Origin of the sequence: Pseudarthrobacter scleromae, from assembly GCF_014644515.1 — a bacterium.
In the GTDB taxonomy this organism is placed as follows: Bacteria; Actinomycetota; Actinomycetes; order Actinomycetales; family Micrococcaceae; genus Arthrobacter; species Arthrobacter scleromae.
In genome coordinates this window covers 94,025-115,247 of the sequence record NZ_BMKV01000006.1, presented here as the reverse complement: position 1 = coordinate 115,247, position 21,223 = coordinate 94,025, and the positions used below count along the sequence as shown (strand labels likewise).

The following is a 21,223-nucleotide window of genomic DNA, read 5'->3' as shown; positions in this document are numbered from 1 at the left end:
GGATTGAGGGGGGTGTCAAGACGCAGCTTTGACCCTGGATTAAGGCCATTTCACACTGTGGACGGTATGATGTTGCCCATCCATAATGTGGACAGTGAAGGGGAGGGTATGAACACTTTACCGATACAGGGAGCCCAGGTGGTGAGCCGGATTGCAGGGTTGTTACGGCTCGTGGGCCGGAGCGCGGAGGGCATGGCGCTCACCGGCCTGGTCAAGGAATCCGGCCTCACCCGGCCCACCGTGCACCGCCTCCTCTCCTCACTCGCCTCGGAGGGGCTGCTGGACCACGACGCCGTTTCCGGCAACTGGGTGCTGGGTCCGGAGATCCTCCTGATGGGGTCGGTGGCATCAGCGCGGTTTCCCCTCGAGGACATCGCCCGGCCCAGCCTCCGCCGGCTGGCCGAAGCCACCGGCGAGAGCGCCTTCTTTTCCATCCGCCGTGGCTCCGAAACAGTGTGCCTGCTGCGGGAGGAGGGCAGCTTCCCGGTGCGGTCCTTTGTCCTGCACGAGGGCGTGCGCTTCCCGCTGGGCGTTGCCTCGGCCGGCACCGCGATCATGGCCTTCCTGCCGGAAACCGAGCAGGAAGAGCTGCTCGTCCGCTGGGCGGAGCACGCGGGTGCTTTCGCTGCGTCACACACCCTGGAGCGGGTTCGGGCCAACCTTGCCCAGACCCGCCTGGCAGGCTACTCGGTGAATCCGGGCCTTGTCCTGGAAGGGAGCTGGGGAATGGGCGCAGCAGTTTTCGATGCCTCGGGCAGGCCCGCCTGGGCGCTCTCCCTGACCGGCATCGAACCGCGCTTCAAGCCCGGGCGGCAGGAGGAACTGGGCAGCCTCCTGATGGCCGAGGCCCACCGCATTACCCAGCAGCTGGCGGGGGACAAGGCGCGCCCGGCCCGCTGAAACCCTACAGCCCGGCGCGTGGCTCCTCGGGGCCCTGGTGCCTCCACCACGTATCAAAGATGGTGACCGGGACGGTGCGCTTGTGCCGCGTGCGCAGGTACTTCTCTTCGATGGACGCAGCCGCTGATTCAGGCACGTCCCGGCCTTCGAGGTAGTCGTCGATCTGGTCGTAGCTCAGGCCGAGCTCGTCCTCGTCGGTGCGGCCCGGCCTGTCGTCCAGCAGGTCCGCCGTGGGCACTTTTTCCCAGACGCGGGCGGGGGCGCCGAGCTCGGCCAGCAGGGCCCGGTTCTGCCGCTTGTTCAGGCCGAAAAGCGGAAGGATGTCCGCGCCGCCGTCGCCGTACTTGGTGAAGAAGCCTGTGACGGACTCTGCGCCGTGGTCCGTGCCGATGACCAGGTAGTTGTGTTCTCCCGCCAGCGCATACTGGGCGATCATGCGGGTGCGTGCCTTGGTGTTGCCCTTGTGGAAGTCGGATATTTCCGAGCCCACGGTCTTCTCGAACTCATCCTCGAACCCGTCCACGGCGGCCGAAATGTTGAACGTCCACTGGGTCTTGGGCTGGATGAAGTCCAGGGCGGCCTGGGCATCCTCCTCGTCGTGCTGGACGCCGTAGGGCAGCCGTACCGCCACGAAGTTTGCGTCCACCCCTTCGGCCTCGAGCTCGTCCACCGCCAGCTGGGCAAGCTTCCCGGCCAGTGATGAGTCAAGTCCGCCGGAAATGCCCAGGACGAAGCCCTTGGTGTGGGTGGCCTTGAGGTAGTCCTTCAGGAATGTGACGCGCTTGCGCACCTCCCCGGCGGGGTCGATCCGGGGCTGGACGCCCATTTCCTCAATGATCTTTGCCTGGAGTTCGCGCATATGGTCCAGACTAGCCAGCCTCGGCGACAGGCCTCAAGCATCCACACCGGCCCGCCCGCACTAAACTGGAGACCATGACTTCCCCCAGTGACACTGCAGTGGATACTGCAGCCGCCCGTGCCCGACTGCTGGAACTGATCAAGGAACTCGCCGTGGTCCGCGGCAAAGTAACCCTGTCCAGCGGAGCCGAGGCTGACTACTACATCGACCTCCGCCGGATCACGCTGCACCACGAGGCCTCCAAGCTGGTGGGCCAGGTGATGCTGGCCCTGGCGGACGACGCCGGCATCGACTTTGAGTGCGCCGGCGGGCTCACCATGGGCGCGGACCCGGTAGGTACCGCAGTGATGCACGCCGCCGTGGACGCCGGGCGGACTGTCGACGCGTTTGTGGTCCGCAAGGCGCAGAAGTCCTACGGCATGGGCCGCCAGGTGGAGGGCCCCTCCGTGGAAGGCCGCAACGTCCTGGTGCTGGAGGATACGTCCACCACAGGCGGCTCCGCGCTGACGGCGGTGGAAGGCATCCGGAAGGCCGGAGGCAACGTGGTGGCCGTGGCCGTCATCGTGGACCGCGACACCGGAGCCAAGGAAAAGATCGAGGCCGAAGCCGGTGTGCCCTACCTGTTCGCATTCGGCAAGGACGAGCTCGGCCTGTCCTGAGCATTCGTCGCCACGGTATATAGGTCCAACGGGCCGGTTGGGCGGCCGCCGGCCCGTTGGACCGCAACGCGGGGCTGTTCTATCATGTGCGATAACCCCTCTTCCCGTACGGAGAACGTGCACCATGCTCCCCCCTGAACAGCCCTTGAGCACCACCGACCAGGTCCAGAACCTCATTTTGGAAAGCGCCGACTTCGAGGACTTCCTCAACGAACTGGCGCGTTTTTCCGCGCACCAGATGGCCGGCGACGGCGACGACGCCCTGTGCGGCATCACGCTGCTCCGCGACCGGAAGGCCGCCACCATCGGCTGGAGCAGCGACTCGGCCCGGGAAGTGGATGAGATCCAGTACTCCCTCGCACAGGGCCCCTGCCTCACGGCCGCCAAGGAGGAACGCGAAGTCAACGTTCCGGACCTGTTTGAGGAGAACCGCTGGGGCCCCGACTACGCTGCAGCCGTTGCCTCCCATGGGCTGCGGTCCGTGCTGTCCCTGCCCTTCAACCTCCACGGGGAGGCGAAGGCCGCGCTCAACCTGTACTCGGACGCCCCGCACAAATTCGATGAGCGTGCCGTTGCGAGGGCACGCGAATTCACCCGCGAAATCTCCCAGGCGCTCCGCCTGGCCGTGCGGTTCTCCCTCCACACGGACAGCGCCGCCAATCTCCGCGCCACCCTGGAGTCCCGGACCATCATCGACCTCGCCATAGGAATTGTGATGGCCCAGAACAGGTGCAGCCAGGAAGCCGCAGTGGCCATCCTCACCGAAGCCTCCAGCAACACCAACACCAAACTCAGGGACATTGCCAAGTCTTTGGTTGACTCGGTGGGAGGCGTTGGAAGCCGCACCCACTTCCAGGAGCCCGGAAAGCGGCAGGCCGACCAAAGCGCATAGCCGGCAACCGGCCCACTTCCTTGTTACTGACGGGTTGTGCCGGGCTTCTGCGGGGGGTTACGCTTACCGAGGTTGAGCCGTCGGCCATAGACACCCTCTTTTGGAGTACCTATGGACCGCGCATTAAATGCATTCGTTAACCTTGATGTCCCTGCCGACGTCGTCCGGATCGATATCAGGGGCAGCCTGAACCAAAGCTCCCGCCCCGAACTCGTGCACATTATCCGGCGCGTCCGCCGGATGGGAATCCGCTCCCACATCCGCGTTGACCTCTCGGCAGCCGAGAAGGTGGAGTCCTCCGCCCTTGCCGGCCTCCGGAGCGACCTGAACGCCATCGATAGCGACACGCTGCCGGGCATTTACGGCAGCGGGGTGTCGTTGGTCTTTTCCCCAGGCTCGGACGGATGGGCCGGGCAGCCAGACCCGACGCAGCAGCCGCTGGCACTCATCGACGTCCTCACCGACATGACGGAGGACGGCGAGGACTTTGCTGATGGCTACCCGCTGGTGCCGACCGGACGCCTGGAAGAGCTGTGCGGCCGGCCGCTGGAGGAGTACTCGGACGCCGAACTGCTGACTGCAAGCGACTGGATTTTCGGCCTGCTGGACACCCCCAGTGCTTTCGCCGGCCCGGACCTGCTGGGCCGGTACAACGACATTGGTCTGGAGTTCCGCCGGCGCCGGCAGGAGGACGCGGTACCCCTGCCGGCCTCGGAGGGCCAGGCGGCAAGTTGAGAGGTGCCCGCTGACCGGGTGTCACTCAATGGTTACACCGGGATTCTTGCGGCAGCGTCTTCGATTGTGCCTACGGTAGAGGCGTGCCGTATGAGGGGGAGGTAAGTCCGCAGGGCCGGCCCGTGGTCCCAGGGGCCCGGCTGCTGGCAGAAGGTGCTGCCCTCAAACAGTTCTCACGGCGTGGCTTCCTGGCAGGCACCGGTGCTGCCGGGCTGCTCGCGGCAGACATGCTGCTGACCCGGGAGGTGCAGGCCCAGCGCCGCACGGACCGGATCCTCACTGTTGCTGACGACTTTGCCGACACCTACTACCCGGACGCCAGCTGGTTCCTGTTCCCCGGATACAAGACCAGCTGGGAGGAGTCGCAGTGGATCCTCAACTCGCTCCGCGGGGCCCTGAACAAGCGGGCGCGGCTGGCCGCCGTGGGGTACTCCAACCAGGGCCTGGATATAGACGACATCGTCATTGCCGTCATCGAGCATGTCCGGGCCCAGAAGCTCACAAAGCTGTTCTTCTACGGCCACAGTTTCGGCGGAATGGTGGCCACCCAGGTTGCTGCACGGCTCCTGGAAATCCACGGTGTGGAGGTTCAGTTCATCGTGCTGGACTCAAGCCCCTACAGCAAGCACGATGTCCTGGACCAGAGCTGGTTCGACGGCGTGGTGTTCCTGTACGAGCGGGGCTTCCGGTTCCCGTCCACCCTTCGCGGAGGGTACGAGCTTGGTGAGCGGGTCATCCACAAGGACGAGCGGAGCTGGCGCCAGATCCTTGACCAGACCCTCGAACAGCTGTCCCCGATTGCTCCCTCGAGCCTGCTGATCCAGTCCGAATCGGCCTACATCTACTACTTTGACGGCAGCAGGTTCGCCGGCAAGCTGGGTGGCGCCAAGATGGCCTACATCGGCAACCCCCGGGACCGCACGGTCCGCTACCAGACGGCGGTGGAGGCCTGGGCCGTGGCATTCAAGGCGAACATGGTCTCGAGCAGCCTGCACACCGAAGGCGCCAGGCCTGCCCACGCAAGCCCCGGATGGAACCCCAACGTGTACCGGCCGGTCCTTGAACAGCTGCTGGACGAGCACTTCCCGCTGCCCCGCGGCGGATCCCGGGTGACAGTCTTCTAGCGCCCCTGCTAAATCTGGTTCTTAAGATCGGCCACGGAGTTCAGGACCTGGTTGGGCCGGAACGGGTATGAACCGATCTCGTCGCGCTGGGTGATGCCCGTCAGGACCAGGACGGTGTGCAGGCCGGCTTCCATGCCAGCGATGATGTCCGTGTCCATCCGGTCCCCGATCATCGCCGTGGTCTCAGAATGGGCATCGATCTGGTTCATGGCCGAGCGGAACATCATCGGATTGGGCTTGCCCACAATGTAGGGCTCCCGCCCGGTTGCCTTGGTGATAAGTGCTGCGATGGCCCCGGTGGCCGGCATGGGGCCGTCCTTGGACGGCCCGGTGGCGTCCGGGTTGGTAGCGATGAAGCGGGCGCCGGCCAGGATGAGGCGGATGGCCATGGTGATCGCCTCGAAGGAATACGTGCGGGTTTCGCCGAGCACGACGAAGTCCGGGTCCTGGTCGGTGAGGATGAAGCCTGCCTCGTGCAGCGCCGTCGTAAGTCCTGCCTCACCGATGGTGTAGGCGCGGTTACCTGATCCGGAACCTTCCACCTGGTTCTTCAGGAACTGGGCGGTGGCCAGGGCCGAGGTCCAGATGTTCTCTTCGGGGACCTCCAGGCCGGACGCGCGCAGCCTGGCAGCAAGGTCGCGCGGGGTGAAGATGGAGTTGTTGGTGAGCACCAGGAAGCGCTTGGACGTGTCCACCCAGCGCTGGATGAGCTCGGCGGCGCCTGGGACTGCCTGGTTCTCGTGCACCAGGACACCGTCCATGTCCGTAAGCCAGCACTCGATCTCCTGGCCGCTGCGGTATACCGCCGGGTTTCCTGCTACCTGGTCTGCTTCTGCCACGTCTACCTCCACGGGTGATGAATGCTCCAGTGCTCCAGTCTAGTGTTGAGGGGTGAACCAAGCGCCCGGCCTCCCAGACGAACCCAACCCCCAACCTGAGGAGGCCCGCCCGCACACGGCGGAGGTCGGCGTCGGGCCCTGGGAGGGTGAACTCCCGGAAGGGGACCACTGGGACCCCGATCTCCTTGCCGACGGGGACCGCCGCAACGTGCTGGACAAGTACCGGTACTGGAAGCACGAGGCGATCGTGGCGGAACTCGACTCGCGGCGCCACAACTTCCATGTCGCCATCGAGAACTGGCAGCACGACCTGAACATCGGCACGGTGGTGCGCACCGCCAACGCGTTCCTAGCGAAGGAAGTGCACATCATCGGACGACGCCGGTGGAACCGGCGGGGCGCCATGGTCACCGACCGCTACCAGCACGTCCGCCACCACCCCACGGTGGAGGACTTCGTGGCTTGGGCCGAGGGGGAGGGCCTGGCGATCATCGGGATCGACATCTTCCCCGATTCGGTTCCGCTGGAAACCTACGAACTGCCCAAGGACTGCGTCCTGGTATTCGGCCAGGAAGGACCCGGGCTGACGCCGGAGGTCCATGAGGCCGCCGTGGCCACCCTGTCCATCGAGCAGTTCGGCTCCACCCGGTCCATCAACGCGGCGTCCGCCGCGGCCATCGCCATGCACGCCTGGGTGCGCCGGCACGTGTTCCACCAGCACGTGGGGCGTAATCCGGAACACTCTTCGGGCGTAAATGACTAGGATGGTGCTAGCCGTAAGCGGTACTCCAGGGTTACCAGCCCACAGACGAACCTCAGCATAGGAGTCAGCATGCCCATTGCAACCCCAGAGATCTACTCCGAGATGATCGACCGCGCAAAGGCGGGCGGCTTCGCATTCCCGGCCGTGAACGTGACATCCTCACAGACGCTGAACGCAGCCCTGCGCGGCTTCGCCGAAGCCGAGTCCGACGGCATCGTCCAGGTCTCCACCGGCGGTGCGGCCTACTGGTCCGGCGCCTCCACCAAGGACATGGTTGCCGGGTCCCTGGGCTTCGCGGCGTTCGCCCGCGAAGTCGCCAAGAACTACGGCGTCAACATCGCCCTGCACACGGACCACTGCCCCAAGGACAAGCTGGACGGCTTTGTCCTGCCGCTGCTCGCCGCCTCCGAGGCTGAGGTCAAGGCCGGCCGCAACCCGATCTTCAACTCGCACATGTGGGACGGCTCCGCCGAGACCCTGCAGGAAAACCTGCGCATCGCCCGTGAACTGCTGGAGCGCACCGCTGCCGCCAAGATGATCCTCGAGGTCGAGATCGGCACCGTGGGCGGCGAGGAAGACGGCGTTGAGAACGAGATCAACGAGAAGCTCTACACCACGGTGGAAGACGCCCTGGCCACCATCGAGGCACTGGGCGCCGGCGAGAACGGCCGCTACATCACGGCCCTCACCTTCGGCAACGTCCACGGCGTCTACAAGCCCGGCGGCGTCAAGCTCCGTCCGGAGATCCTGAAGGACATCCAGGCCCAGGTGGGTGCGAAGATCGGCAAGGACAGCCCGTTCGACCTCGTCTTCCACGGCGGCTCCGGCTCTTCGGACCAGGAAATCGCCGACGCAGTCTCCTACGGCACCATCAAGATGAACATCGACACCGACACCCAGTACGCCTACACGCGTCCGGTTGCGGACCACATGTTCAAGAACTACGACGGCGTCCTGAAGGTCGACGGCGAGGTTGGCAACAAGAAGACCTACGATCCGCGCGTCTGGGGCGCCTCCGCCGAAGCCGGCCTGGCAGCCCGCGTGGTGGAAGCCACCAAGCAGCTCGGTTCGGCCGGAAAGACCTTCTAGATGTCGGACGAGTTCCGCCGGAATTTGATGGGCCCGGAACCCACGCTCCTGCCTGCCGAGACCGAGGTCTACGAGCAGCTGGACGCGGGCCAGGAGGCCCTGGACCTCGTGGCCAAGCACCCCACCTCGTCACTGTTGTGGGCCGTGCTGGCCGAGGAGGCCTGGGCGGAGGGGCGCACCATCGATTCCTATGCCTACTCCCGGGTGGGCTACCACCGGGGACTGGACTCGCTGCGCCGCAACGGCTGGCGCGGTGTGGGGCCCATCCCGTGGGAGCATGAGCCCAACCGGGGCTTCCTGCGGGCCCTGTACTCGCTGGGCCGGGCTTCCGCCGCCATCGGCGAGGCGGAGGAGCCTGAGCGGATCGAGAAGTTCCTCAATGACTCCGACCCGTCGGCGAAGGCTGCCATCGAGGCGAAATAACAAGCACTGAATACAGCGCGACGGCGGCAGGTCACCTTTTGGAGAAAAGGTGACCTGCCGCCGTCGTAAGCGGTGATTCTCGTGGCATGGGCCCGTGTCCGCAGGGAGCCGGCGCGGACCTGCGAGGTCAGGGGGCGGAGGAGGCCTTTTGCAGGCCGGTGCGTGCCATGGCATCGGTGTAGGCGACGCGCATGTCCTCGAGGTACTCCTCCTGGCGGGCCGGCGAACCGGCGAACGCGCGGCCGCTGAGGGAACGCACCTTGTAGGTCTTCAGTCCGCGGCGCCACAGCAGCGGAACTTCGGTCTTCAGCAGCAGGTTGGCGAGGCGGTTGGCCTCGGTGCCGTGCGCCACGATCACCGATGCGCGGGGAACCAGCGCCAGGAACTTCAGGAGCGGTTTGAGGCCGGCGGAGATCTGGTCCGGGGTGAACTTTCCGTTGGGCTCTCCCGGGACGTGCCACGGGTGGACGTTCCACGGCATCACGAATTCGGGGCGAAGGCCCAGCTTCCACTGGATGCCGAGCATCCGGGTCACGGCATCGTGGTCCCCGGGGGTGATGAACCCGGACTTGTCGGCCTCGCCGATGTTCGAATACAGGCTGATGATGCGGCACTCGTCCACGTCGTGCATGGGGTCGACGTAGGGCACCACGGTGCCGGGCTTGGCGTCCTGCAGGGAATCGCACAGTTCATTGACGGCCGCGACGTTGGGTTCGTAGCGGCGGCTCAGGAGTTGCTCATGGAAAGATTCGGGTGCCAGGGCTGTCATGTAGTGCTTGATCTCCTGCGGGGATTGTTGTTGCTTCCGCCGGCGAAAATGGGCGCACGATGGCACAGCTCATCAACGGCGGTTAGTTGGGGTGGGCCGATTCCTGGTCGGCCTTTCCCAGTTTAGCAAGCCCCGCGAAACGAAACGCCGGTCCAGGGCAACCAATAAACGCGGGGCACAGGGTTTCGCAACGTAATAACTGACTGCAGATTCCTGTCACGTCCATTGACAGTATTCGTCCAGGTTGGTTGGCTTTTGTCACAGCCCGCATATGGGGGATCACCGCTGGCTGGACACACCCTATGCACTCGAAAGAGGTACCGCACCGTGAGAAAAACCCTGGCAACCTTCAGGACCCTGGCACTAACGGGAGCCCTGGCACTGGCGGCAGTGACCGTCCCGGCACCGGCCCTCGCCGTCGGCGAAGGCCCCAACTATGACGGCAACGGCCAGATCACCACATCGAAGCTTGCCACCTATGACCAGATGGTTGCGTTCCTCAAAGACCAGGACGCCCGCCAGCCCGCCATGGAACTGGAAGTCATCGGCCAAACGGTCAAGGGCCGGGACATCCACCTGGTCAAATACATTTCGGACCCCGCCAAACCCACCATCCTCTACCTGACGCAGCAGCACGGCAACGAACAGCTCACCACCGAGGGTGCCCTGGAATTCGTCAAGCACCTGGGCACCGCCAAGTCAGGGGACATCCTTGACGGCGTGAACATCCTCGTTGTTCCCATGCTTAATGCTGACGGCGCCATGGGTGACGTGAATTTCTCCTTGGAGGACTACATCGCCAAGGGCGACCGCAACATGACCCGCTACAACGCCAATGAAGTGGACCTCAACCGGGACCACGTGGCCAAGGTCCAGCCTGAAACGCAGGCGCTGCACAACAACGTGATGCGCAAGTACCAGGTGGACTACATGATCGACCTCCACCACCAGGGCACCCGCAGTGAACGCGACGGAAAGCTGGTCTCCGGCTCGATCCTGTACCCCACCACGCCCAACGCCGATCCTGCAGTGGTGGAGAAGTCCAAGCAGCTGGGCGCGGTGGTCTTTGACAATGTCGACTCCACCGGCTGGGGCCACCTGGGCAAGTACGTGGGCGGCAGCGCCGAGACCATCAGCCGCAACGGCATCGCCGTGGAGTACGGCATCGCGACGCTGCTCTTCGAGATGCGCGGCATGTCCGACCACTACCTCGACGGCTACGCCCTGGGGTTGCGGAGCAACGGCTACCTGATCAAGCAGACAGTCACCACGCTGACCGCCACTGCCGCTGCGATCGCTGACGGTTCAATCGCCGATGCCGACACCTCCTTCTGGGACAGCCTGGCCACCCAGACCTCCCGGCCCGGCGAGGAGGCCGACGACGAGTAGCAGCACCTGCTGATGCTCCGCCGCGGTCCCTTCCTGCAGCAGCCCCTGCGCTGCGGGAAGGGCCGCGGCGGACCAACGAGTGGACAAAGTCGCCCATCGGCTAAACTTGGGTGGTAAGGGCCCCGGAACTCTTGCGTCGCTGTGCCGCCATCGGACCAGTGACAGCCGGTACATTCGGGGCATTCTCATGAACGGCGCTGCGCAGGACCGCCACAGTGTGGACGGAACCGGGCAGCCCGAACGAATGGGGGAGGATCCCATGCCAGCAATCGTGATCGTAGGAGCCCAGTGGGGCGACGAAGGAAAAGGCAAGGCCACCGACCTGCTCGGCGGCCGTGTTGACTACGTCGTCAAGCCGAACGGCGGCAACAACGCCGGGCACACCGTCGTCGTAGGCGGTGAAAAGTACGAACTCAAGCTGCTGCCGGCAGGCATTCTCAGCCCCAACGCGGTCCCTATTATCGGCAACGGCTGCGTGGTCAACCTTGAGGCCCTCTTCCAGGAAATCGACGGCCTGCAGGCCCGCGGCGCCGACACCTCAAAGCTCCGCGTCTCCGCCAACGCCCACCTGGTGGCCCCGTACCACCAGGTCCTGGACAAGGTCACCGAGCGCTTCCTCGGCAGCCGCGCCATCGGCACCACCGGCCGCGGCATCGGTCCGGCCTACATGGACAAAGTGGCCAGGCTCGGCATCCGCGTGCAGGACGTCTTTGACGAGTCCATCCTCCGGCAGAAGGTTGAAGGCTCCCTCCGCCAGAAGAACGAACTCCTGGTCAAGGTCTACAACCGCCGCAGCGTCGTGGTGGATGAAATCGTGGATTACTTCCTGTCCTTCGCTGAACGGCTCCGCCCGCTGGTCATCGACAGCACGCTGGTCCTGAACACCGCGCTGGACGAGGGCAAGGTGGTGCTGATGGAGGGCGGCCAGGCAACGTTCCTGGACGTGGACCACGGCACCTACCCCTTCGTGACCTCCTCCAACCCCACGGCCGGCGGCGCGTCCGTTGGGTCGGGCATCGGGCCCACGCGCATTTCACGCTCCATCGGCATCATCAAGGCCTACACCACCCGCGTTGGTGCCGGGCCGTTTCCCACGGAACTCTTTGACGAGATGGGCATGTACCTCCAGAAGACCGGCGGTGAGTTCGGCGTCAACACCGGACGCCCCCGCCGCTGCGGCTGGTACGACGCCGTCCTGGCGCGCCACGCTTCGCGGGTCAACGGCTTCACGGACTACTTCGTTACCAAGCTGGACGTCCTCACCGGCATCGAGCAGATCCCTGTCTGCGTGGCCTACGACGTCGACGGCGTCCGGCACGACGAAATGCCCATGACGCAGACCGAGTTCCACCATGCCGTACCGATTTTCGAGTACTTCGAAGGCTGGACCGAGGACATCACCGGCGCCCGCACCCTCGCGGACCTCCCGGAGAACGCGCGCAACTACGTCCTGGCGCTCGAGAAGCTGTCCGGGACGCGCTTCTCCGCGATCGGCGTGGGCCCGGACCGGGACCAGACCATCGTGGTGAACGACCTCATCAACGACTGATACTTGGGCCCACGCCCGCAGGGTCCCTGGCCGAGCTTGCGAGGCTAGGGAGCGGGTGGGGACGACGGCGGTGGGGCACCTTTAAAAAGGTGTCCCGCCGCTTGTGTCTGCCCGGGCGGGAAGGTCCTGCGGCAATTTACACAGGGTTAACGTGGTTGGTCTTGTGAGGCTGCCGGGAAGCCCGCGAGACTCGTTTGTACACCCTGTGACTCCGAGGAAGGACTTGCCATGGCCGGGAAATTCGAGGCATTTGTTGACTCTGATTCGTCTTTCAGGTTCCGGCTCCTGGCTCCTGACGGTGCAGTGATGGCCGTGTCCGGCCCTTACCAGGACAAGGCCGCCCTTGCTGCCGGCATCGCCGCCGTCCGGGAGTGCGCCGGTACCGGACTGGTCACAGATCTTTGTTCCGCCGGGGCCGCAACCCGCCAGGCCCGCGTCCCTGCTCCGGCGGAGGAACCGGTCATTGCTGCACCCCGGACAGAGTGCGACGACCAGCGCGTCCCCGCCGGAGGGCACACCTTCGTTTTCGCCAAGGGCATGCGGCGGCAGGGCACCCGGCCCCGCTGGACTGCCGCGGCCCGCTGACCTGCAAAAAGTTTTCAAAGTTTTTCCGTGAGCGCGTAACCCTTTGCGTGCCTGCAGCGATTACCCCTATGTAGCGCCGGCCTGGAACTTGTCCCCCATCACGTTCCAGGCCGGCTCTTTCACTTTCCGACGGCAGGGGCAGCTGCCTTGTCAGACGGGCAGCAGACGCGTGGCGGTCCCGGGCGGTGGTTACTGGGCGGTAAAGTGAGGCGGGGAAAAGGCGTTCCGCAAGCCGGGCGGCCTCTCCGCGCACCCAACCCCATCTTTGACCGAAAGCTCCACGTCCGTGACTGATGCCCTGACAGACGAGGCCCTGGACGGCCCCGCCGGGACAGCAGTGTTCAGCGTTGTCTACCGGACGTATGCATCACAGGTCCTGGGCTATCTGACGGCCCGGGGAGTCGAGGATCCGGAGGCAGCCATGCAGGAAGTGTTCCTCTCCGTCCTGCCGCGTCTCGGCTCGGTGCACGGGGGAGCCGCCGGGCTGCGGACGTTCATCTTTTCGGTGGCCCATGCCCGCATGGTGGACGACCACCGGCGCCAGAGCCGTACTCCCGCCAAGCTCCCGTTTGAACCTGAGCTGGACCTGCGCGAGGATTCGTCGGCAGAAACAGAAGCGCTGAAGCGGATAGCACCGCAGGAGGTCCTTGGCCTGCTGGACGCGCTGCCGCAGGACCAGCGCGAGGTACTGGCCCTCCGCCTCGTGGCCGGGCTTACCGTGGAGCAGTCCGCGGAAGCCATGGGCAAGAGCGAGGGCGCAGTAAAGCAGCTACAGCGCCGGGCGCTCCTGAAGCTCCGGGAACTTGCGGACGTTAAGGAATACCTGAAGCCATGACACCACAAGCGCACCACACAGCGGACGCTGTGGAGGAGATACTCCTCGACGCGGGCCTTGCGCAGGACGCGGACCTTCGCCGGGCCCTCCTGGCCGTAGGTTCGTTGGCGGACCTGCCCGTGCCGGCTCCCACGGGACAGCTGGCTGCCCTGCTGGCCACCGGTACCTGCGATGCAGCCGGGAAGGACGCCCAGAGCAGCGATACGGCCCAGGGAACCCCGGGCGACGAACTCGGGCGGCACCGCCTGCTGCGTGCGCACCGGCCCACCGTCGTCGGGCTGGCGCTGCTGGCAGGCATGGGAATGGGAGTTGGCACCGTGGCCGCCAGCTCCCCGGGCCCGGCCCATTCCGGAAGCCCCTCCGTGCAGCAGCTGCTCGAGGACTGGTCACCGTCCTGGACTATCCGTACACCCCAGGCAGCCGCACCCGGACCACTCCAGGAGGGCAGCGACGACGCTGCGCAGGATGACGGCGGACTGGCTGGCGGCACCACCCCTGACGGGGAACCGCCGGTGGCGCCGCAGCCCTCGGAGGAGTCCTGGCAAGCCACAGCCTTCCTGCTGCCCGGCCAGGGCTGGGAGGAACCCGGCGAAGTTCCCGCGGCTGGCGGACAGGACGGGACGAAGGAACCGGAAAAGAACGGCCACGCAGCAGAAGACAATGCAGCAGCAGGGCCGGAGCAAACCGGTGGGCCGGATGCCGGGGACAGCAACGGGAACGCCCCGGACACGTCAGGGCAACTGCCGGTCGATGCTCCCGGTGTGCCGGGAAAAGCCGGACAGGGACCGTCAGGGCGGGGAACTGAGGCAGCCGACGGAGAGAAACCCGTGCCCGGGGCCACGTGGCGGGAAAAGTTCGTCCGCTAGCTGTATTGACCTGAGAGGCTGGGGACGCTGCGCAGCGGGGTGCACGCTTGCCGCCGCTGCCTCCGCGTAGGCTGAACCCATGGGCCACACGAACGATCCTGCAGTCATAGAACGCCTGATGCGCACCAAAGGACGCTGGGCCATTGTCGGCCTGAGCACCAACGAATGGCGGGCCGCGTTTGATACCTCGCTGTTCATCCGCGACCGGCTGGGCATGGAAATCATCCCCGTCAACCTGCCCGGCGACCCCGTCCACGGCGAACCCGGGTACCGCAGCCTCCTGGACGTCCCGGCCGCCAAGCAGCCCATCGACGTCGTGGACTGCTTTGTGAATTCCCAGAAAGTTGGGGCTGTCGTGGACCAGGCGATTGCGGTGGGCGCGAAAGCGGTGTGGATGCAGCTGGGCGTCGTCGATGAGGCGGCAGCCAAACGGGCCAAGGACGCGGGGCTGGACGTGGTGATGGACAGCTGTCCCGCGCAGCAGGCGTGGAAGTTCAATCTCTGAGAGGCCTTCAGCTTTAGCTCTTCAGCAGCTCCGGATAGTGCCGCTCCGTGACATCCGGGTGCGCCCGCATCCTGCCTTTCAGCATGTTCATTCCAAACGAGGCCAGCAGGGGGTTCGCCGGATCATCCGTGATTCCCCTCGCTGCAGCCTTCAACTCCGGCGGCAGCGGCACCGGCTGGATGACCGCGTCGAGCCGCGGAGACCAGAAAAACGGAACGGAGTACCGGTCCACCCCCGGCGGCGGTGCCTGTACCCGGTGGATGGTGGCCGCCAGGTAGCCTTCCGTAGCCACCTCAAGCATTTCGCCGAGGTTCACCACCAGCGCCCCCGGGAGGGGTTCCACCGGAACCCACGCTGCCGCACCTGGCGGCAGGACTTCCAGCCCGCCCACGTCGTCCTGGAGCAGCAGCGTGACGAATCCGTAGTCTGCGTGCGATCCCACGCCCTGGTCTCCAGCGGCCTCCACCACGCCGCCCACGTAGTGCACCAGCTTGCCCATCCATGCCGGTGACCCTTGGAACGGTTCGTCGAAATAGTCCTCCGGAAGCTGGAGGGAAACGGCGATCCCCCTGAGCAGCTCCATCCCCACTGCGGACATCAGTTCAGCCCAGGCCATGGCCACGGGGCGAAGTTCGGGGAACGATTCATCAGGCCAGAGGTTGGGGCCCTGCAGCAGCCAGAACGGCTGGTCCTCCGGATAGTCCGTAACAGGCTGCCGCTCCGGCGAGTAGTCGATCTGCTCCCGCGCGTCTGCCCTTCCCTGGGTGACCTCGGTGCCCATCCGGGTGTAGCCGCGGAAGTGTGGAGATAGCCGGTTGTCCAGCTTCAGGCGCTCCTCGAGCGGAAGGCTGAAGAAGCGCCTGATGGTGTCCAGAAGCTGTTCCGGTTGGCCGGGGGCCGCGCCGTAGCCGGTGATCTGGAAGAAGCCCACATTGTGGGTGGCGTACCGCAGCTGCCCGATGAAATCCGGGCTGAAGGACCCGTGGGCCTGCCGTGCCGTGGCCAGGTCCAGAACAGGTATCAGCCCCTGATCGCGTGCCATCCTCGCAGACTAGCACCGGAAGCGTTGGCTTTATAGGCTTCCTGGATGGACCCCGACGCACTGCGGAAAGTTTGCCTCTCATTCCCCGGAGCCTACGAGGATTACCCCTTCGGGCCGGAGACCGCTGTCTTCAAGGTGCGCGCCTCCAGTGCCGGCGGTTCCCCCACACAGGGCAAGGTCTTTGCCTTGTCGTCGATGAGCACGGACGGATACGTGAACCTCAAGTGCGAGCCGGGTCTGGCGGTACAGCTCCGCGCCGCGCACCCTGAAATTACCGGGGCCTGGCACATGAACAAGACCCACTGGAACGGTGTGCGGCTTGATGGAACGCTTCCTGACGACATGGTCAGGGACATGGTGGAGGACTCCTACGATCTCGTGGTGGCAGGCCTGAGCAGGAAGCAGCAGGAGCAGCTGGGATGGGCCCGGTTGAGCGGATCGGCGGGTACGGAACGTGGCTGAGAAAAGGCTGGCCGGGGGTGGGCTCAACTATCCCGGGATTGGCAGCACCCAGCGCGGCACCGTCCCTGCGGGTTACCCGGGTGTCCTGGAGGAAGCCTTCCTGGGCTGTGGCATGGCGGTGTACCAGCGGGTTGCCGCCGGCATCCTGGGCTGGGAACTGCAGCGGCGGGCGGGGCTCCGCGTCCGTGCCGATTCACCCGTGGCGGCACCGGGGGTGCGGGTGGTCAGCGGCTTCGGTGCCGGGCCTTTCCGGCTGAACGCTCCGTGCCAGGTGGTGTGGGTTCGGGAACCTGGGCAGGAGCGGATTCCGCAATCAGCTGGCTTTGGCTACGGAACGTTGCCCGGGCATCCCGCGCGGGGCGAGGAATCCTTCGAAGTGGAGATCAACGGGCGTGGAGAGGTGTTCCTGCGGATCCGGGCTTTCAGCAAACCAGCCAACTGGTTCTACGCTGCCGGCGGACTGGTCACCCGCGCTGCACAGCGCCACGTGACGTCCCGGTACATTGAAGGGGCACGCACTCTCGCCTCGGAAGGAATGCCCCCGTGATCTTCATTGTCGTTAAGTTCAAGGTCAAGCCCGACTGGTCGGAGCGCTGGCTCGACCTGGTGTCCGACTTTACCCGGGCCACGCGGCAGGAACCGGGAAACCTGTGGTTCGACTGGTCCCGCAGCGTGGACGACCCCAACGAGTTCGTCCTGGTGGAAGCCTTCAAGGACGACGCCGCCGGCGACCACGTCAACAGCCCCCACTTCAAGCAGGCCATGGCAGACATGCCGCAGGCCCTGGCCGAAACCCCCAGGATCATCAGCCGCCAGCTCGACGGCGAAGGCTGGGACCGGATGGGCGAACTCACCATCTGAGCCCATCGATTGCTCCGTACCTGCCGTTTTGGCCCTCCTAAACGGCAGTTAGAAAGCAGTCGATAGCATGAAGGTATGTGGATCGGCTGGATCGAATTCGACATCCTCCTGGGCGACGTCCAAAGCCTCAAGGAAAAGCGCTCGGTCATCAGGCCGCTGCTCGCAGAGATCAGGCGGCGCTTCGACGTCTCCGTTGCCGAGGTGGGGGACCACGAGCAATACCGGCGCTCGCAGGTGGGCGCCGGGCTGGTCGCGGCCGACCGCGCCCACCTCATTGAGGTGCTGGACGCCGTCGAACGCTTTGTGGCGGCCCGGCCGGAGTTCGAACTGCTCAGTGCGCGGCAGCGTGACCACCACAGCGAGGACTGATCCCCGCTCCCACCCATCGATAGCTGGATAATTGTCGTTTTCAGGCGCCAAAACGACACCTGCTCAGCAATCGATGGGGCATGTGCATAACTTCTGCGTGGTCTGGCCCATTCTGGTGTCATGGTCCGATGAAGACCCCACGCCCCCTGCCGGAGGAGCTCCGCGGCCGCCCATTCACCCTCGTCGATGCCTCGCTGGCCGGAGTGTCCTCACGCCGCTGGCGGCACAGTTCCATGGAGCGCTTCGGCCGGGGCATCCGGATGGAAAGCGCGACGGCGGCACTCCCCTTAAGTGTCCGGCTGCGGCCCTTCATCGAAGCTCATCCGGGTGGGCTCGGATTCGCCCTAGGAAAACCTGCTGCGGCTGGCCTTGGTCCGGGCAGGGCTGGACCGAAGTCCGGATATCCAAACGCCACATGCTCAACGACGCCAAGTCTGCTGTCATGAAGGTGCGCAGTGCGCTGGTCCAGGCCGGCTGGCGGCGGGGTGGTTAAAAATCGATTGCTCCCCACCGGCTCCCGGCCTTCGCAAGCTCAGGCCGGGTCCCTCGCCGGTGTGGGCCCCCGCACCAGTCGTTATGAGGGTTCAAAACGACAGGTACGGAGCAATCGATGGGTGGGGTGGCCTAGCCGAAGTACTTCGGCAGGGTCGCCTCGTGGGCTTCGCGGAGGGCGTCCAGGGGCAGGGACTCAACTCCGTTGATCTCCAGGGTGCCACTGGCCGCATCCACCACGCCGATGCGCGTGTGGGCGAAGCCGCGGGCGGTGCACATGTCTGTGAAGCGGACTTCCTCCGAACGGGGAACCCCAACAATGGCGCGTCCCTGGGATTCGGAGAAGAGCGCCGTGAACAGGTCCACGCCGTCCCGGTCCAGGACGTCCTGCAGGGCAATCCGGGCACCTACGCCGTAGCGCAGCGAGGACTCCACCAGGGCTGCCGCAAGGCCGCCTTCGGACAGGTCGTGGGCCGAGTCGATCATGCCGTCGCGTGATGCGTTGATCAGGATCTCGCCCAGCGCGCGTTCGGCCTCAAGGTCAACCTTGGGCGGCTGCCCGCCCAGGTGGCCGCGCATGTTCGCCCACTCGGAGCCGTCCAGCTCGGCGCCCGTGGTGCCCAGCAGGTAAATGGCCTGGCCGTCTTCACGCCAGCCCGACGGCGTACGGCGGGCAACGTCGTCGAGCTTGCCCAGGACCGCCACCACGGGGGAGGGGTGGATGGGCGTGGTGCCCGTCTGGTTATACAGGGAGACGTTGCCGCCGGTGACCGGGATGCCCAGCACCATGCAGGCGTCGGACAGGCCGCGGATGGCCTCGGCGAGCTGCCACATGACGTCCGGGTCCTCGGGGGAACCGAAGTTCAGGCAGTCGCTGACGGCCATGGGGACGGCACCCGCGGTGGCCACGTTGCGGTACGCCTCGGCCAGGGCCAGCTGCGCGCCGTGGTACGGATCGAGGTAGGTGTAGCGGCCGTTGGCGTCGGTGGCCAGGGCCACGCCCAGGCCGGTTTCCTCGTCGACGCGGACCACGCCGGCGTCATCGGGGAAGGCCATGGCGGTGTTGCCGCCCACGTAGCGGTCGTACTGGTTGGTAATCCAGTCCTTGGAGCACATGTTCGGCGAGGCCACCAGCTCGGTCACGGCCTTGGCCAGTTCGGCCGGGGCAGCGGGCCGGCCCGCGTCCTGCACTGATCCGGTGAAGGTGTCAGCCTGCACGCTGTCCTGCCACTCGGGGCGGGCGTACGGGCGGTCGTAGACCGGTCCGTCGTGTGCCACGGTGCGGGGATCGACGTCGACGATCACCTCGCCTTCCCAGGTAATGATAAGGCGGCCGGTGTCGGTCACTTCGCCGAGCCATGAGTACTCCACGGCCCATTTGTCCATAACAGCCTCGAACGCTTCCACGTTCTCCGGGGTCACCACGGCCATCATGCGTTCCTGCGACTCGGACATCAGGATCTCGCCCGGGGTCAGTGTGGGGTCGCGGAGCAGGACCGAGGTCAGCTCAACCTGCATGCCGCCGTCGCCGTTGGAGGCCAGTTCGGACGTGGCGCAGGAAATACCCGCGGCGCCGAGGTCCTGGATGCCTTCGACGAGGGAACCCTTGAACAGTTCAAGGCAGCACTCGATGAGGACCTTTTCGGCGAAGGGGTCGCCCACCTGCACCGCGGGGCGCTTGGACGGTTTGGTGTCGTCGAAGGACTCGGAGGCGAGCACGGAGGCGCCGCCGATGCCGTCGCCGCCGGTGCGGGCACCGAACAGCACCACCTTGTTGCCCTTGCCGGATGCGTTGGCCAGGCGGATGTCCTCGTGCCGCATGACGCCGACAGCCAGCGCGTTCACCAGCGGGTTGCCCTGGTACACGGAGTCGAACACCATTTCGCCGCCGATGTTGGGCAGGCCCAGGGAGTTGCCGTACCCGCCGATGCCTGCGACCGCGCCGTGCATGACGCGTGCGGTGTCCGGGTGGTCGATGGCGCCGAAGCGCAGCGGGTCCATCACGGCAACGGGGCGGGCGCCCATGGAGATGATGTCGCGGACAATGCCGCCGATGCCGGTAGCGGCGCCCTGGTAGGGCTCAACGAACGACGGCGAGTTGTGCGACTCGATCTTGAAGGTCACGGCCCAGCCGTCTCCAAGGTTGGTCACGCCGGCGTTTTCGCCGATGCCCACCAGCATGTCCTTCTTCATTTCCTCGGTGACCTTCTGGCCGAACTGGCGCAGGTGGTTCTTGGAGGACTTGTAGGAGCAGTGCTCGCTCCACATCACGGAGTACATGGCCAGCTCGGCGCCGGTGGGGCGGCGGCCCAGGACCTTGACGACCTCGTCGAACTCGTTCTGCTTCAGGCCCAGCTCGGCCCAGGGGAGTTCGACGTCCGGGGTCTTGGCGGCGTTTTCGACGGTGTCGATGTTGAACTTCTTGGTGGTTTCCGTGGTCACTTGGCGCCTCCCACAATCTTGTTCAGGACGGAGGTGAAGAATCCGAGTCCGTCGGTGTCGGACCCGCCGATCCCGTCGAGGGATTCTGGGCCGAAGCCAACTTCCACCGCGTGCTCGGGGTGGGGCATGAGGCCCACCACGTTGCCGGCTGCGTTCGAAATGCCCGCAATGTCCCGGCGGGAGCCGTTCGGGTTGAAGCCAACGTAGCGGAACACCACGCGGCCCTCGGCCTCAAGGGCGTCCAGGGTCTTGTCGTCGGCGATGTACTGGCCGTCCTGGTTCTTGAGCGGAATCGTGATTTCCTGCCCGGCCTCGTAATCCAAGGTCCAGGCGGTGTTGCTGTTCTCGACGCGCAGGACCTGGTCGCGGCACATGAACTTCAGGTGGTCGTTCTTGATCATGGACCCGGGCAGCAGGTGCGACTCGGTGAGGATCTGGAAGCCGTTGCAGATACCGAGCACCGGCAGCTTGGCGTCCGAGTTGGCGGCGTCGATGATTTTGGTCATCAGCGGGGCGAAGCGTGCGATGGCGCCGGCGCGGAGGTAGTCACCGTAGGAGAACCCGCCGGGAATCACGACGGCGTCCACGTCACCGAGTTCGGTGTCGGCGTGCCAGAGTTCGACGGCGGTGCCGCCGGCGAGGCGGACGGCGCGGGCGGCGTCGCGGTCATCAAGGGTGCCGGGGAACGTGACGACGCCGATCCGGGCGCCGGCGAGCCTGCGGGCGCCCGAGGCGTCGGCGGGTGCTTCGCCGATCAGGGGGAGTTCAGTCATG

Annotated in this window: 24 protein-coding genes; 18 read left to right on the top strand and 6 right to left on the bottom strand. The window is 65.7% G+C overall.

Features of this window, described 5'->3' with window-relative positions; translation table 11 throughout:
- Positions 1-108 precede the first annotated feature (108 nt).
- The gene (locus IEX33_RS16275; protein ID WP_188731927.1) at positions 109-900 is read left to right on the top strand and encodes an IclR family transcriptional regulator; all 792 of its coding nucleotides are present in this window, start codon (positions 109-111) and stop codon (positions 898-900) included.
- 4 nt (positions 901-904) lie between these two features.
- Here IEX33_RS16275 and nadE read toward each other — a convergent pair whose 3' ends face one another.
- Positions 905-1,759 (bottom strand): ammonia-dependent NAD(+) synthetase, encoded by an 855-nt coding sequence (gene nadE, locus IEX33_RS16270; RefSeq protein WP_188731924.1) that lies wholly within the window; start codon positions 1,757-1,759, stop codon positions 905-907.
- A gap of 74 nt (positions 1,760-1,833) precedes the next feature.
- Between nadE and pyrE the strand changes: the two genes are divergently transcribed.
- The 4 genes from pyrE (at position 1,834) to IEX33_RS16250 (ending at position 5,169) form a co-directional block, all read left to right on the top strand.
- Complete coding sequence (pyrE, locus tag IEX33_RS16265; protein ID WP_104188175.1) at positions 1,834-2,418, top strand: orotate phosphoribosyltransferase; 585 nt, start codon at positions 1,834-1,836, stop codon at positions 2,416-2,418.
- Positions 2,419-2,542: 124 nt separating this feature from the next.
- Positions 2,543-3,310 (top strand): GAF and ANTAR domain-containing protein, encoded by a 768-nt coding sequence (locus tag IEX33_RS16260; RefSeq protein WP_188731923.1) that lies wholly within the window; start codon positions 2,543-2,545, stop codon positions 3,308-3,310.
- Positions 3,311-3,421: 111 nt separating this feature from the next.
- A complete protein-coding gene (locus IEX33_RS16255; RefSeq protein ID WP_188731921.1) occupies positions 3,422-4,045 on the top strand; it encodes a hypothetical protein in 624 nt (207 codons plus the stop codon).
- A gap of 83 nt (positions 4,046-4,128) precedes the next feature.
- The gene (locus tag IEX33_RS16250; protein ID WP_188731919.1) at positions 4,129-5,169 is read left to right on the top strand and encodes an alpha/beta fold hydrolase; all 1,041 of its coding nucleotides are present in this window, start codon (positions 4,129-4,131) and stop codon (positions 5,167-5,169) included.
- An 8-nt stretch (positions 5,170-5,177) separates the two neighbouring features.
- Here the strand turns inward: IEX33_RS16250 and IEX33_RS16245 are convergent, their stop codons facing one another.
- Complete coding sequence (locus IEX33_RS16245) at positions 5,178-6,008, bottom strand: HAD-IIA family hydrolase (RefSeq protein ID WP_229675429.1); 831 nt, start codon at positions 6,006-6,008, stop codon at positions 5,178-5,180.
- A 52-nt stretch (positions 6,009-6,060) separates the two neighbouring features.
- Here IEX33_RS16245 and IEX33_RS16240 point away from each other — a divergent pair, with 52 nt between their 5' ends.
- From IEX33_RS16240 to IEX33_RS16230, 3 genes are all read left to right on the top strand, one after another.
- Positions 6,061-6,771 carry a TrmH family RNA methyltransferase gene (locus IEX33_RS16240; protein WP_188731915.1) on the top strand — a complete coding sequence of 237 codons (711 nt, stop codon included), beginning with the start codon at positions 6,061-6,063 and terminating at the stop codon, positions 6,769-6,771.
- 69 nt (positions 6,772-6,840) lie between these two features.
- On the top strand, positions 6,841-7,860 hold the full coding sequence (gene fbaA / locus IEX33_RS16235) for a class II fructose-bisphosphate aldolase (RefSeq protein WP_028272257.1): 1,020 nt from the start codon (positions 6,841-6,843) through the stop codon (positions 7,858-7,860).
- A complete protein-coding gene (locus IEX33_RS16230) occupies positions 7,861-8,283 on the top strand; it encodes a DUF3151 domain-containing protein (RefSeq protein ID WP_104188186.1) in 423 nt (140 codons plus the stop codon).
- 127 nt (positions 8,284-8,410) lie between these two features.
- On the opposite strand, the gene IEX33_RS16225 is transcribed toward IEX33_RS16230, so the two are convergent.
- Positions 8,411-9,052: a uracil-DNA glycosylase family protein gene (locus IEX33_RS16225; RefSeq protein ID WP_188731913.1), complete on the bottom strand. Its 642-nt coding sequence runs from the start codon at positions 9,050-9,052 to the stop codon at positions 8,411-8,413.
- A gap of 327 nt (positions 9,053-9,379) precedes the next feature.
- On the opposite strand from IEX33_RS16225, the gene IEX33_RS16220 reads away from it, so the two are divergent.
- The 6 genes from IEX33_RS16220 to IEX33_RS16195 all read left to right on the top strand — a co-directional run bounded on the left by IEX33_RS16220 (position 9,380) and on the right by IEX33_RS16195 (position 14,781).
- Positions 9,380-10,441, top strand: coding sequence for a M14 family zinc carboxypeptidase (locus IEX33_RS16220; protein WP_188731911.1), 1,062 nt, complete (start codon positions 9,380-9,382; stop codon positions 10,439-10,441).
- A 259-nt stretch (positions 10,442-10,700) separates the two neighbouring features.
- Positions 10,701-11,990 carry an adenylosuccinate synthase gene (locus tag IEX33_RS16215; protein WP_104188403.1) on the top strand — a complete coding sequence of 430 codons (1,290 nt, stop codon included), beginning with the start codon at positions 10,701-10,703 and terminating at the stop codon, positions 11,988-11,990.
- 228 nt (positions 11,991-12,218) lie between these two features.
- Entirely contained in the window at positions 12,219-12,575 is a 357-nt protein-coding gene (locus IEX33_RS16210) for a YegP family protein (RefSeq protein ID WP_188731909.1), read from the top strand.
- Between the two features lie 286 nt (positions 12,576-12,861).
- Positions 12,862-13,410 carry an RNA polymerase sigma factor gene (locus IEX33_RS16205; protein ID WP_104188194.1) on the top strand — a complete coding sequence of 183 codons (549 nt, stop codon included), beginning with the start codon at positions 12,862-12,864 and terminating at the stop codon, positions 13,408-13,410.
- Entirely contained in the window at positions 13,407-14,276 is an 870-nt protein-coding gene (locus IEX33_RS16200; RefSeq protein WP_188731907.1) for a hypothetical protein, read from the top strand. Before IEX33_RS16205 ends, IEX33_RS16200 begins: the two co-directional genes overlap by 4 nt.
- A gap of 79 nt (positions 14,277-14,355) precedes the next feature.
- Positions 14,356-14,781, top strand: coding sequence for a CoA-binding protein (locus IEX33_RS16195; protein ID WP_188731904.1), 426 nt, complete (start codon positions 14,356-14,358; stop codon positions 14,779-14,781).
- 13 nt (positions 14,782-14,794) lie between these two features.
- On the opposite strand, the gene IEX33_RS16190 is transcribed toward IEX33_RS16195, so the two are convergent.
- Positions 14,795-15,823 (bottom strand): isopenicillin N synthase family dioxygenase, encoded by a 1,029-nt coding sequence (locus IEX33_RS16190; RefSeq protein ID WP_188731903.1) that lies wholly within the window; start codon positions 15,821-15,823, stop codon positions 14,795-14,797.
- A gap of 45 nt (positions 15,824-15,868) precedes the next feature.
- Between IEX33_RS16190 and IEX33_RS16185 the strand changes: the two genes are divergently transcribed.
- From IEX33_RS16185 to IEX33_RS16170, 4 genes are all read left to right on the top strand, one after another.
- Positions 15,869-16,285 carry an MmcQ/YjbR family DNA-binding protein gene (locus tag IEX33_RS16185; RefSeq protein ID WP_188731901.1) on the top strand — a complete coding sequence of 139 codons (417 nt, stop codon included), beginning with the start codon at positions 15,869-15,871 and terminating at the stop codon, positions 16,283-16,285.
- The gene (locus IEX33_RS16180) at positions 16,278-16,832 is read left to right on the top strand and encodes a DUF1990 family protein (protein ID WP_188731898.1); all 555 of its coding nucleotides are present in this window, start codon (positions 16,278-16,280) and stop codon (positions 16,830-16,832) included. Before IEX33_RS16185 ends, IEX33_RS16180 begins: the two co-directional genes overlap by 8 nt.
- On the top strand, positions 16,829-17,146 hold the full coding sequence (locus IEX33_RS16175) for a putative quinol monooxygenase (RefSeq protein WP_188731896.1): 318 nt from the start codon (positions 16,829-16,831) through the stop codon (positions 17,144-17,146). The genes IEX33_RS16180 and IEX33_RS16175 overlap by 4 nt, the downstream gene beginning before the upstream one ends.
- A 75-nt stretch (positions 17,147-17,221) precedes the next feature.
- Positions 17,222-17,515 carry a DUF503 domain-containing protein gene (locus IEX33_RS16170; protein ID WP_104188210.1) on the top strand — a complete coding sequence of 98 codons (294 nt, stop codon included), beginning with the start codon at positions 17,222-17,224 and terminating at the stop codon, positions 17,513-17,515.
- Positions 17,516-18,139: 624 nt separating this feature from the next.
- Here IEX33_RS16170 and purL read toward each other — a convergent pair.
- Together purL and purQ are read right to left on the bottom strand one after the other, a co-directional pair.
- A complete protein-coding gene (gene purL / locus IEX33_RS16165; RefSeq protein ID WP_188731895.1) occupies positions 18,140-20,449 on the bottom strand; it encodes a phosphoribosylformylglycinamidine synthase subunit PurL in 2,310 nt (769 codons plus the stop codon).
- On the bottom strand, positions 20,446-21,222 hold the full coding sequence (purQ, locus tag IEX33_RS16160; RefSeq protein ID WP_066273631.1) for a phosphoribosylformylglycinamidine synthase subunit PurQ: 777 nt from the start codon (positions 21,220-21,222) through the stop codon (positions 20,446-20,448). Before purQ ends, purL begins: the two co-directional genes overlap by 4 nt.
- Between the last annotated feature and the right edge of the window lies 1 nt (position 21,223).